Origin of the sequence: Corynebacterium neomassiliense, from assembly GCF_900626215.1 — a bacterium.
In the GTDB taxonomy this organism is placed as follows: domain Bacteria; phylum Actinomycetota; class Actinomycetes; order Mycobacteriales; family Mycobacteriaceae; genus Corynebacterium; species Corynebacterium neomassiliense.
The window spans coordinates 625337-638111 of record NZ_LR131106.1; the positions used below are offsets into that span (position 1 = coordinate 625337).

Here is a 12775-nt window from a genome sequence, read left to right on the forward strand (position 1 = left end):
CGCCCCACCGGGGACTACGGTGGACGCCATGCCACAGGAGGACCAGGAAGCCCGACACCGTCCCGGGCGCGGAGGGGCGCAACGGCGGCGGCATCACACCTCCGGAGACACGGTGGTGATCACCTCCGCCAGACGTTCCAGACTCGCAGACTGGCGGCACAGGCGGCACCTGTACGCCGGACTGCAGCTGGCGCGTATACCCCTGTTCATCACCGCCGTGGCGATCTACGGATGGCTCCACAACCCCGTCCTGGCCGCGTTCGTGGCGGTGATCTCACTTCCGCTGCCGTGGATCGCGGTACTGCTGGCCAATGACCCGGGGGACACCGAGCCCAGAGGCACGCCGAAGATCTACAAGCCCGGTCTCGTCAGGGAGCAGCGGACGCGTCAGATGCAGGCACTCACCGACAACGGGACGGCCGGCCGACGGAGCCTCACCGACGGACACACCGGTTCCGGTGACACCGGGGGTCACGCGGTGATCGACATCGTCGACGACCCGCCCCGGAAAGACGGACCCGAACCGGTGCCCGAGACAGCACCCGAAACAGTGCCCGGCCCCGGACCGGCATCCGCCGCCCCGGAGGGGACAACGACCGACCACCTGGAGGACCGCCACGCATGACCGATCCCCGAACCTGGTGCGCCGACCCGGGCGATCCCGCTCTCGGTGACCTCGTGGCAGCCCTGACCGCTCTGGGTTACAGGAAAGACAGCATCCTTTCGGTCCTCGGCGCCGTGGGGTGGCGTGAGGCGCTGCGGGGCAACCCGGCAGCGGCGCTGCGCCGCCTCCGGCAGATGACGGGCAGCGGCCCGCAGGCCACCCCTGACCAGGTTCCGTCACGCGCGGCGCTGCTGACCGAGGCGTTCTTCCTCCGCCGGCCGGTGCCCCACAGCCGGCTCGTCTCCGTGCTGGGAGCAGACCTCGTCGACCGGCTCTGCACCGCCCGGGTTCTCGTCCTCTCCGCCGCGGAGCCGGTCACCGCGCCCGACCCGGACCCTGCAGGCCACCCGGACCCCCTCCTGGTCCCCACCGTGGACATCCGACCGGTCGACAGTGAATCCGCCCCGGATCCGGGCGTCCTCATCGCCTCCGACCCGGACGCCTCCCTGGACGTCAGAATTCCCGGCCCCGAGCATGTACCAGGAGTGGGCAGGGCCCCTCTGACGCTGCTCAACCAGGTACCGCCGGACCGTGCCGGGAAACTTCTCGACCTCGGTACCGGGTCGGGGGTGCTGGCACTGACCCTGCCGGCCGACACCGTCGTGGCCACCGACATCCACGAACGGGCACTGGACTTCGCACGCGCCTCCGAACGCAGTGTCCTGAGACGTGACGCGGGACAGCCTGAAAGTCGTTCCGGGTCACATACCGGGGCAAGAAGTCCTGTCGACTGGCGTGCCGGAAGCTGGTTCGACCCCGTCAGGGACGAGAAGTTCGACCGTATCGTCTCCAACCCTCCGTTCGTCATCGGAGACGGGACAGTCGGACACATCTACCGGGACTCCGGGATGGAACTCGACGGGGCCAGCAGACTGGTCACCTCGGGAGCCGCCGAGCACCTCTGCCCCGGTGGCACCGCACACCTCCTCGGGGCCTGGGCCACCGGGTTCGACCGGTCGCCGGCGTCACGGGTGGCGTCCTGGCTTCCGGACGAGGGTATACGCGCCTGGGTCATCCAGCGCGACGAGGTCGATCCGGAGACCTACGTCCGGACCTGGTTGACCGACGAGTCCGTGGACCTTCGTACCCCGGCCGGCCGGCAGAGGACCCTGGACTGGCTGGATATGTTCGACCTCCGGGGGATCACCCGAATCGGGATGGGCTACCTGCACCTGCAGAGAATCGACGGACCGACCGAGGTGACATTCGAAGAGATCACCACCCCCGATCCCGGCTACTTCGGCGGGGAGGTCACCGAATGGTTCCGGCGGTCGGCGTGGCTGTCCGACAGGGACGCCGGGGATGTTCTCGCCGCCAGGTACGCGGTACGTCCGACCGTCGCCAGGGAGACAGTGGAACTCCCGGACCCGTCCGGCATGGGATTCCGCACTGTCGCACTGCGCCTGACCCGTACGGACGGGCCACGGTTCAGCCACGAGATTGACGCGCCCCTGTCCGCGGTGGTGGCCGGCCTCAATCCCCGCGGCCTGAGTCTCGGCGACACGGCGGGACTGTACTGTGCGGTCAACGGGTTGGACGAGGACGAGTTCACCTCCGCTCTGTGCCCGCTCGCGGTAGACCTGGTCAGACACGGCATCCTCCTGCCCGCTGACCTGCTCGACGACCCGGTCGACAGCGACGACAGCGACGACAGCGACGACCGTTACGCCACAGACGGAGGGAGCACACGGTGAGGGCTGTGGTGAGCACGGTCTCCAGCGCCCGGGTGACCGTGGACGGCGAAACGGTCGGGCAGGTCGACGCCGAGGTCGACGGCGAGTTCCGCGGGGCCCTGCTGGCGCTTGTCGGGGTGGGGCGTGGTGACGGTTCGGAGAAGTGGTCGACCGTGGCCCGCAAGATCGCCGAGCTGCGCCTGCTGCCTCCCCGGGGAGGATCCTGGTCCGACCCGAGGAATGTGTCGGTGACGGACAATGACGCCGCGGTCCTTGTGGTCAGCCAGTTCACCCTCGCCGGTTCAACGGTGAAGGGACGGCGTCCTTCATGGTCCGGTGCCGCACCGGCCGCCGAGGCGGAGGTCGCCGTCGACACCGTCGTGGCCGAGCTGCGGGCCCGCGGTGTCCGGGTCGCCACCGGCCGGTTCGGCGCGGAGATGTCCGTCGAGTCCGTCAACGAGGGCCCCTTTACCGTCGTTGTCGAGGCTTGAGCAGAACTCTCCCCCACCCCCACCCCCGTTCAGGGGATGGGTCAGTCTGCGGGCCGGCGCGGCCCCGGAGAGTCCCGCCCGCACCACAGGTCACAGGATAAGGCCTGACCACACCGGGTGGCGGACACGCAGCAGCAGGGACGTGTCCCGGCGGGTCGGACCGCCTCACCCGGCACCGGTAATGTGGGCCCGGGAACAATTCGGGACGACAGGCCGTTGGAGGAATGAGTGCTTCGGACAACGAACCCAGGAGGTCACCCGCATGAGTAACAGCAGTACCCCGAACGCCGCCACCACGGCCGACAACGACATCCTGGAGACCGACCGGACCGATGACCCGGTACCCGGTTCCGTCAACGAGATCGACGAACTCGATGACAGCAGCGTCGACGACATTCCCGCCGGTGACGGTGCGACTTCCATGAGCACCCCGGACACCGGGGGCGCCGAGGACACCGAGGACCCCGGGGTGGTGGAGGTCGTCACCGTCGTGGACGCCGCAGACACCGATGACAGGGACGCCGACAGCGAGGAAGCCGATGAGGAGGAGAAGGACGCCCGACCCCAGGACAAGGGTCGCCGACGTGGCAACAACGACAACCCCTCCGCCGACCTCGTCCGCGTCTACCTCAACGGCATCGGCAAGACTGCACTGCTCACCGCCGAGGACGAGGTCGAACTGTCCAAGCGCATCGAGGCGGGCCTCTACGCCGAGCACCTCCTCGACAGCGGAGAGAAGCTCACCCGTGCACGCAAGCGCGACCTGAAGATCCTCGCCCGGGAGGGACGTGCCGCCCGTACGCACCTGCTGGAGGCGAACCTCCGCCTCGTCGTCTCGCTCGCCAAGCGTTACACGGGCCGCGGGATGCCGCTGCTGGACCTGATCCAGGAGGGCAACCTGGGCCTGATCCGCGCCATGGAGAAGTTCGACTACGCCAAGGGGTACAAGTTCTCGACCTACGCGACGTGGTGGATCCGTCAGGCGATCACCCGGGGCATGGCGGACCAGTCGCGCACCATCCGCCTGCCCGTCCACCTTGTCGAGCAGGTCAACAAGCTCTCCCGAATCAAGCGTGAGATGTACCAGCATCTCGGCAGAGAGGCCACGAACGAGGAACTGGCCGAGGAGTCCGGCATCGACGAGTCGAAGATCGAGACTCTTCTGCGCCAGTCCCGTGACCCGGTGAGTCTCGACATGCCCGTCGGCTCCGATGAGGAGGCTCCCCTGGGCGACTTCATCGAGGACTCGGACTCTACCGACGCTGAGGCTGCGGTGGTGGCGTCCCTGCGTCACTCCGATGTCCGCGCGGTGCTCGACACTCTCGAGGAGAGGGAGCAGGACGTCATCAAGCTGCGCTACGGTCTCGACGACGGCATGCCGCGGACCCTCGACCAGATCGGCAGGAGTTTCGGGCTTTCCCGTGAGCGGGTGCGCCAGATCGAGCGGGAGGTCATGGCGAAACTGCGGGAGGGCGAGCGTGCGGACAAGCTCCGTGAGTACGCGGTGTAGCGACTGCGGAGACACGGTGTAGTTTTGACGCAGGGACCTTCCGGCAAGCCCGGTCCCGACCATATTTCCGTCCTGTCCGGTGCCGGTGCCGGACCGGTGCACCCGTCGGTGGCGTCTCCGTTGACGGAAGGACGCCAACGGAAACCAGGGGAATTCTGCGCCGCGGTGTCCCTCCCCGGCACCGGTGACGCCGGTGAAGCCCCTGAACCGTGTACCTTATGGGTGATCGCCAGTTCTAGTCAGTACGACTATCAGAGAAAGGCCGTTGTCGAGTGAAGGATCTCGTCGATACCACTGAGATGTACCTCCGGACCATCTTCGAACTGGAGGAGGAGGGCATCCCGCCGCTGCGTGCGCGCATCGCCGAGCGGCTGGAGCAGTCCGGACCGACGGTCAGTCAGACTGTTGCCCGGATGGAGCGTGACGGTCTGCTCTGGATCGCCGACGACCGTTCCCTCAAGTTGACCGAGAAAGGCCGGGCCCATGCGACTTCGGTCATGCGTAAGCACCGCCTGGCAGAACGTCTGCTGCTCGACGTGATCGGACTTCCCTGGGAGTCCGTGCACGAGGAGGCGTGCCGGTGGGAGCACGTCATGGGCGACGAGGTGGAGAAGAAGCTGCTCAACGTCCTCTCCGACCACGAGACCTCGCCGTTCGGAAATCCTGTTCCCGGGCTCGAGAAGATCGGGGCGGCTTCCGTCCAGAATCCCCCGAACTCTCACCGCGCCTCTGATCTGGATCTGAGCACCCCGACCACGGTGCGGATCGTGAGTTTCAACGAGATCGTCCAGGTCGAGCGCAAGATCATCACCCGCCTCGGCCAGTACGGTATCCGTCCCGGATCTGTCGTGACCGTGCAGGACACCCCTGACGGGCTGTCCATCACCTCGGAGGCGGGTACGGTGACGGTCCCTGACGAACTCGGTCACGCTATCCGGGTCATCGTCGAGGAAGGCCTGAACTGACATGCCGTTGAGCAGCGGAGCTCATGTTCTTGTCACAGGTGGCGCCGGCTATGTCGGCAGTGTCTGTGCCACGGTCCTGGTGGAGAAAGGGTACCGGGTGACCGTGGTCGATGATCTGTCGACCGGTAACCGTGAGGCTGTACCGCCTGCCGCGGAGTTCATCGAGGGCGACGTCCTGGACGCCGCGCCGGGTGTGCTTGCTGACGACTGTGCCGCCGTCTTCCACTTCGCGGCGAAGTCCCTCGTCGGCGAATCGGTGGTCTCCCCCGCGAAGTACTGGTCGGGCAATGTCGTCACTACGTTGCGTCTGCTCGACCTGATGAGGGCGGCGGGGGTGGACAACCTGGTCTTCTCCTCGACTGCGGCGTGCTACGGAGAGCCGGAGACTGTTCCCATCACAGAGGATGCCCCCACCGCTCCGACGAACCCCTACGGTGCCTCGAAGCTGACGATCGACAACATCATCACCTCGTACGCGAACGCCTACGGACTGGGCGCCACCAGTCTGCGCTATTTCAATGTTGCCGGGGCCTACGGCAGTGTCGGTGAGAACCGTGCCGTGGAGACCCACCTGATTCCCCTGGTGCTCCAGGTGGCCCTCGGTGCCCGTGACAAGATCCTGATTTTCGGCGACGACTGGCCCACCGCTGACGGCACCTGTGTGCGTGACTACATCCACATCCGCGACCTGGCAGATGCACATCTTCTTGCTGCATCCTCGAACATCCCCGGGGTGCACCGGATCTTCAATCTCGGGTCCGGTGACGGCTTCAGCGTCCGCCAGGTCGTCGACACGTGCCGCGAAGTGACAGGCCGTCCCATTCCTGCTGAGGTTGCCCCGCGACGTGGCGGAGACCCCGCGACCCTGATCGCCTCCTCCGCCCGGGCAGTCTCGGAACTGGGCTGGAATCCCACCAGATCCGATATCACCACGATCGTCTCAGACGCATGGGCGTTCACCTCCGCACTCGGCGATCGAGCTCATTTCGCACGTCGTTGACCTCCTGACGGTCGAGGACACGATCGAGCACACCCGCCAGCTCCTCCAGCGCGCTTCCCGGGCACCTGGACGCTGCCCGGTCAACGAGTTCGATACCCCTGTCCAGCATCTGGGACACCACAGGGGACGGACCGCCCCTCTCCGCCGCCTCCATGACCGGCCCCGCCAGCGCCAGGGTCCGCTCAGCCCGCCTCAGACCGTGACGCAGATCTCTGCCCCGTCCGGTCATCCACCGGTAGCGGTAACGGCCCGTGATCTCGGCGACCGCCCTGTGTGACGCACGGTGTGCCAGCACTCCACCCGAACTGCACCACGCTGCGACGGCGAGCAGAGCCAGCGCACGCTGTCGCAGCAGCCCCCGGGAAAGTCCCGCGGTGACGGTGAGGAGAGTTCTCACCGCCGCTCCGCGCGGCCCTGCCGCCAGAACCGCGAACACCGGATACATGTCGTCGCGGTCACATGCCGCGGCAACGAACGTCGCGACACCCTCAGTCTCCAGCAGGCTCACGACACATCCGATCTGTTCCGCCACGGCCTCCCCCGGGTTTTCCCGGTCAGTCACCCCGGCCCCGGTCCCGCCTGCTTCCGCCCCCGGGGCTGCCTGCTTCCGCCCCTGACCCCGCTGTGCCCCGCGGTGCGTACCTCTTTTGGGCGTCCGGTCGCTGCAGTGTTGCTCGAGAAGCTCACCGAGATCATCGACAAGAGAACACAGACCGGCGATGTCACGGTAGCCGGAGGTGTCCGCCGGGAACTCCTCCCAGCGGGGTTCGTCGACCCAGCTGGCCGGGAGTCTGTCCACCAGTGTCACCGGAATCTCCCGTGTATCCAGCTGCTCGTTGAACTCCTGTTGTCCCGGAACCCGGGACCGGCCGTCACCGACAGTCGGGCTGTCAGCCGGATCCGGGAGCCTTCCCCCTGCCCCCCGTCCAGGCGAGCAGGCTGCCCCGTTCCCGGCCCCGTCGAGAGGTATCTCCCACCACAGTGCCCCCGCGCACAGGTCGGTGGCGACAAACCCCGCGACGACCCGGATCCCCGCCTCCCTGAACCTCTCCGCCGCAGCGTCGACGAGCGGTCCGGCGTCTCCACCGACGACCGCGATGACGACCCCGCACTCCGACCGCCCCCGGTTTGCACGTTCCAGGGCCACGGTCGCCGACAGGACCGATTCTTCAGTGAGGTCCGCCCGGATCACCGGCCCCACCTCCGATGAACTCCCGCAACGCTCCGGGGTGTCCCCGGCGTCCCCCTGTGGTCGGCTCAGCCCCAGGAATATCATCGAGTTCTCCGGCCGGAATCCCAGCATGCCGGGTACCGCGGCAAGCAGTGCCCCGCTGTCACCCCCGAGGTCGATGTTCCTGGCGGGGCGTCCACCGGCGCCGGGCGGACGAGGTGGAATAGCATCCGCGTCGTTTCTGTTGTCAGATGTGTAGGTCATGGGGCGATCATCCCCGACCGACAGGCCCCTTTTCTCCGGCGCCGCTGCATTCCCGCAGGGCCCTGTGGACAATCGGGTTCCTGTGGACTGAGGACTGAGGTTGGTACGCTTGGCGGGCCATCACCGGCACAACCGCCGGGTGACCGCCGACGGTAACCGAGCGAAAGGAGCAGCGGACAATGTCCGAGAACAACCGCATGTACGAGCTTGAGTACCCCGCACCCGGCGCCCGGGACGAGGCTGCCGGCGGAGTACCGCTCATCATCGCCCTCCAGGGCTACGCCGACGCAGGTCAGGGCGTCTACCAGGCCTCCCAGCATCTCCTGCAGGCGCTGGAGCACAGGCAGGTGGCGACCTTCGACGTCGACGAGCTGATCGACTACCGCTCGCGGCGTCCCGGTGTCACCATCGACAGAAGCAGGCTGACCTCCTCGGAGGACCTGTCGCTGACCCTGCACCGGCTCGAAGATTCCGCCGGTGAACCCTTCCTCCTCCTCGAAGGCCCTGAACCGGACCTGAGGTGGAACGCGTTCAGCAGGGCGGTCACCGAACTGAGCTCGCACCTCGGTGTGAACCGTGCAGTCGCCCTCTACTCGGCACCCATGACGGTCCCGCACACCCGCCCGCTGGTCATTTCCGCCCACGCCTCCGATCCTGCACTGGTCGCCGAACTCCAGCAGTGGGAGGCACGGATGATCATACCGGGGTCCGCGGCGCTCAGGATCGAACTGTCCCTGGGCCGTGCCGGTGTGGACGCCGTGGGCCTGACCGCCCATGTCCCCCACTACATCGCCGCCTCCGACTACCCGGAATCCGCCTGGGCACTGCTGCACACCGTCGAACAGGTCGCGGGTCTCCAGCTGCCGTTGCGGTCACTGCAGGCGGACATGGAGAAGGTCCGGGGCCAGCTCGCGGAGCAGGTCGAGGAGTCCGGTGAGATCGCCACGGTGGTCGCCGCGCTGGAACGTCAGTACGACAACGAGATGGCACGGCTGCGCCGGCGCCGGGAGAACAGTCTCCTTGCCCCCGGTCAGGACGTCCCCTCCGGTGACGAGATCGGCGCGGAGGCCGAACGTTTCCTCGCCGGTATTGCCGGTGACGGAAACGAGGACGGAGCCGGAGACGGGGACGCCGACGGCTCCGACATCAACGGCGTCAACGGCGACAGGCCCTCCGGCGACGACGGTGACGACGCAGGCGACGGCCCGCGGGACAGCTCCGGGTCCTGAGAGACGTCGGCGGTCGGGGAAGGGCCGGAGTGTGGCGTCCTTCCCTTCCCTCCCCTTCCCTCCCCCCCCGGAGCGCTCCCACGAAGGACGGCCGAGGAAGCTGTCCTGTCCTGACTGTACGGTGGTGACCGTGAACCCCGTGAACTCCGACTCCACCGTTCCCGCCACTCTCGCCGATCTGCTGCCGGACCTGGCGGAGGTTCCGGAGTCCCTGCTCGACGATGTGACGTTGGAGTCCTTCCTGGGATGGGCCCAGGACAGGAGCATCACCCTCTACCCCGCACAGGAAGAGGCCGCCACGGCGCTCGCCGCCGGGGACAACGTGATTCTCGCCACCCCCACCGGGTCGGGGAAGTCCCTGGTCGCCACGGCGGCCCACTTCATCGCCCTGGCGCACGGGAAGAGAACCTTCTACACGGCCCCGATCAAGGCTCTGGTCAGCGAGAAATTCTTCTCCCTGTGCGAGATCTTCGGGCCCGACAAGGTCGGGATGATGACCGGTGACGCCACAGTCAACGGCAGAGCTCCGATCATCTGCGCCACCGCGGAAATCGTGGCGAACATCGCACTGCGTGACGGTGCGGACGCCGACATCGACCAGGTGGTCATGGACGAGTTCCACTACTACTCGGAGCCGGACCGCGGCTGGGCCTGGCAGGTGCCGCTGCTGGAGCTGCACCGAGCACAGTTCCTCCTCATGAGCGCGACCCTCGGGGACACGACCTGGCTCGAGAAGGACCTGGAGAAGCGGACGGGCCGCACCAGTACCACCGTCTCGAGTTCCACCCGGCCGGTCCCCCTGGACTTCCACTATGTCTACACTCCCGTCCATGAGACCGTGGAGGAACTTCTCGCCGACGGTAAAGCCCCCGTGTACCTGGTCCATTTCTCACAGCGGGAGGCCGCCGAACGGGCACAGTCGCTGACCAGTCTCAGCCTTCTGGGCGACCGGACCCGTTCGAAAGAGCGAAAGGCCGCGATCGCGGCGGCGATCGGCGACTTCCGGTTCTCATCCGCTTTCGGTAAGACGCTCTCCGGCCTGATCCGCAAGGGAATCGGCGTCCACCATGCAGGCATGCTGCCGAAATACCGGAGGCTGGTCGAGCGCCTCGCCCAGCAGGGACTGCTCACCGTGATCTGCGGCACCGACACCCTCGGCGTCGGTATCAACGTCCCCATCCGTACGGTGCTGCTCACAGGACTCGCGAAGTACGACGGCGTGCGCCACCGGGTCCTGAAGTCACGGGAGTTCCACCAGATCGCGGGGCGTGCCGGACGTGCAGGTTACGACACCGAGGGCACCGTCATCGTCGAGGCTCCCGACCACGAGATCGAGAACTACCGTCTCCGCCAGAAGGCCGGTACCGACCCGAAGAAGCTGAAGAAGCTACGCAAGAAGCACGCCCCCGAGGGGAGAGCGACCTGGTCGGAGTCGACTTTCACCCGCCTGACCACCGCCGAGCCCGAAGAGCTGGTCAGTCAGTTCCGCATGACCAATGCGATGCTGATCAACGTCATCGCGCGCGAGCAGTGGACGTACGCGGCTCTCAGAGACCTGCTGCGGGGCAACCACGACACACGGGCGAAACAGAACCGTGAGATACTCACGACCGTTGACCTCTACCGGGGTCTGCTGAGGGCCGGCATCGTCGAGGAGTATCCGGCGGACACCCCGTCAGGCAAGGACGCCAGACTGACCCGTGACCTGCAGAGAGACTTCGCTCTCAACCAGCCGTTGTCTCCGTTCGCCCTCGCAGCTCTCCAGCTGCTCGACCCGGAGTCCCCCACCTACGCCCTGGACGTGATCAGCACCTTCGAGGCTATCCTCGACGACCCGGGCCAGATCCTCCAGGCCCAGCAACGGGCCCGCCGTGGTGAGGAGATCGCTGCACTCAAGGCCGAAGGGGTGGACTACACCGAGCGCACCGCGATCGTGGAGGAGATCACCTGGGACATGCCGTTGAGGGAGGAGCTGGAGCAGGCCTACGAGATCTTCTGCGGGACAAACCCCTGGGCCCGGGATTTCCGCATCTCACCGAAGTCCGTGCTCCGTGAGATGGTCGAGAAGGCGATGACGTTCTCCGACCTCGTCGCGACCTATTCACTGGCCAGGTCCGAAGGCGTCGTCCTGCGCTACCTCACGGACGCGTGGAGAACCCTGACCCACAGTGTGCCCCCGGAACGCAGGTCGGAGGAGCTGGAGGACATTCTCGTCTGGCTCGGTGAACTGCTCCGCCAGGTGGATTCGTCACTGGTCGACGAATGGGCGGCGATGTCCGACCCGGACGCGCCCGTGTCCGCCGAACAGGTCGCCGAACACGCTTTCGGTGTGGGCGAGACTCCCCGGCTGTCGTCGAATCCGCGGGCGCTGCGACGGATGGTGCGCAACCACATGTTCCGGCATGTGGAACTGTTCGCCCTCGAGCGGGAGGAGGAACTTGCGGAACTGGACAGTTACCTGGAGTTCGCGCCGGACTGGCCCGCCGAGCTGGACGCCTGGTTCGACGAGTACGACGACCTCGGCACCGGACAGTCCGCACGCTCCGGTGACCTGGTCATCATCACTGAAGGTGCGGAGCCGCGCACGCTCGCGGTCCGGCAGATCCTCGATGATCCCGCCGGCGACCACGGCTGGGCCTTCCTGGGGACAGTCGACCTGGACGCCACCGACGAGGCCGGGGAGGTACGGCTGCGCAGCCTCGAGGTCATACGCGGCTGAGTCGGCGTTCGAGGATCCGTCGACTCTCCGTCACCGAGTCGGTGAACGCCTTCCCGAGGCAGTCCGCGATGACCTTGAAGTCTTCGGTTCTGCTGGAACTGGCCCGGTAGCACAGTGAGACTGACCGGCCGGCAGCAGCCGCGCCACCGGCGAAGGTCGCCAGCTCCAGTCCCGGTCTGTCGCACTCGGCGGCCACCGCACTGAGCGGGACGAGGGTGCTGCCCAGCCCCCCGATGACACACTGGACGATCGTCGACAGGCTGGCTGCCCTGGTCACCGCCTGGGCGGGGTCCCGGCGCAGTGCAGCGGTCCGGCACAGGTCGAGGATCTGGTCCCGGAGACAGTGGCCGTCATCGAGCAGGAGCAGGTCGAGCCCGTCAAGGTCGTCGACGGTCAGGTCGCGGCGTCCTGCCAACGGGTGTCCCGCAGGCACCACGAGGACAAATTCTTCGTCGTAGACGTGGATGCTCTCGGTGCCCGACGAGGTGATCTGGCTGGCGACGACCGCAGCGTCCAGGCCACCGTAGCGGAGAGAGTCGACGAGGTTGTCAGTCTTCTCCTCGACGATGCGGAGCTGGAGTTCTGGGGCGACCTCCGGCATTCGTCTCAGCAGGGCGGGAAGCAGGAAGGGAGCGACTGTGGGGATCATGCCGAGGTTCATCGGGCCGACCAGACCACCCTGGGCTCCTCTGGCGTGACTGACGAACGCCTCCAGGCTGTCGAGCGTCGCCTGGGCGTAGGGCAGGAGAGTCACGCCCACGGGGGTGACGATCACCCGTCTGGTGGACCGTTCAATGAGTTGCACCCCGAGCCCCTGTTCGAGTGCGGCGAGAGCCTGTGACAGCGACGGTTGGGAGATGCCGAGCTTCTGTGCCGCGGTCCCGAAGTGTCCGTTCTCCGCGATGGTGACGAAAGTGCGCAGCTGGGAGACCGTGGGGCGATACTCTCTATTGGCCATACCTATGAAGTTACCCTCCCCCGCAACTGACAACCTATCCGCACCAACATATAGCCACCTCTTATTTACGAACATGTGAAATATCGGGTTTGCCTTTGCATGAGGCGGTGTCCCGTGGCATAATCGGAGTC

At 66.8% G+C, this 12775-nt stretch carries 10 protein-coding genes; 8 read left to right on the forward strand and 2 right to left on the reverse strand.

Annotated features, from left to right (window positions below; genetic code table 11):
• Positions 1-28: 28 nt before the first annotated feature.
• The 6 genes from E0E18_RS02735 (at position 29) to galE (ending at position 6303) form a co-directional block, all read left to right on the forward strand.
• Positions 29-625, forward strand: coding sequence for a DUF3099 domain-containing protein (locus tag E0E18_RS02735; RefSeq protein ID WP_130839275.1), 597 nt, complete (start codon positions 29-31; stop codon positions 623-625).
• Positions 622-2358 carry a DUF7782 domain-containing protein gene (locus E0E18_RS02740; protein WP_130839276.1) on the forward strand — a complete coding sequence of 579 codons (1737 nt, stop codon included), beginning with the start codon at positions 622-624 and terminating at the stop codon, positions 2356-2358. The genes E0E18_RS02735 and E0E18_RS02740 overlap by 4 nt, the downstream gene beginning before the upstream one ends.
• Positions 2355-2828 carry a D-aminoacyl-tRNA deacylase gene (dtd, locus tag E0E18_RS02745; protein WP_130839277.1) on the forward strand — a complete coding sequence of 158 codons (474 nt, stop codon included), beginning with the start codon at positions 2355-2357 and terminating at the stop codon, positions 2826-2828. Before E0E18_RS02740 ends, dtd begins: the two co-directional genes overlap by 4 nt.
• Before the next feature lie 469 nt (positions 2829-3297).
• Positions 3298-4338: a sigma-70 family RNA polymerase sigma factor gene (locus E0E18_RS02750; protein ID WP_419866057.1), complete on the forward strand. Its 1041-nt coding sequence runs from the start codon at positions 3298-3300 to the stop codon at positions 4336-4338.
• Between the two features lie 272 nt (positions 4339-4610).
• Entirely contained in the window at positions 4611-5303 is a 693-nt protein-coding gene (locus E0E18_RS02755; protein WP_130839278.1) for an iron-dependent transcriptional repressor DtxR, read from the forward strand.
• A 1-nt stretch (position 5304) separates the two neighbouring features.
• The gene (galE, locus tag E0E18_RS02760) at positions 5305-6303 is read left to right on the forward strand and encodes a UDP-glucose 4-epimerase GalE (protein WP_066582842.1); all 999 of its coding nucleotides are present in this window, start codon (positions 5305-5307) and stop codon (positions 6301-6303) included.
• On the opposite strand, the gene E0E18_RS02765 is transcribed toward galE, so the two are convergent.
• Positions 6260-7738, reverse strand: a complete 1479-nt coding sequence (locus E0E18_RS02765) for a DUF4192 family protein (RefSeq protein ID WP_110481351.1) — start codon at positions 7736-7738, stop codon at positions 6260-6262. The genes galE and E0E18_RS02765 overlap by 44 nt on opposite strands.
• Positions 7739-7917: 179 nt before the next feature.
• On the opposite strand from E0E18_RS02765, the gene E0E18_RS02770 reads away from it, so the two are divergent.
• Together E0E18_RS02770 and E0E18_RS02775 are read left to right on the forward strand one after the other, a co-directional pair.
• A complete protein-coding gene (locus tag E0E18_RS02770) occupies positions 7918-8967 on the forward strand; it encodes a PAC2 family protein (RefSeq protein WP_130839279.1) in 1050 nt (349 codons plus the stop codon).
• Between the two features lie 130 nt (positions 8968-9097).
• Entirely contained in the window at positions 9098-11686 is a 2589-nt protein-coding gene (locus tag E0E18_RS02775) for a DEAD/DEAH box helicase (RefSeq protein ID WP_130839280.1), read from the forward strand.
• Here E0E18_RS02775 and E0E18_RS02780 read toward each other — a convergent pair.
• On the reverse strand, positions 11673-12644 hold the full coding sequence (locus E0E18_RS02780; protein WP_130839281.1) for a hydrogen peroxide-inducible genes activator: 972 nt from the start codon (positions 12642-12644) through the stop codon (positions 11673-11675). The two genes, E0E18_RS02775 and E0E18_RS02780, sit on opposite strands and share 14 nt — an antisense overlap.
• Positions 12645-12775 lie beyond the last annotated feature (131 nt).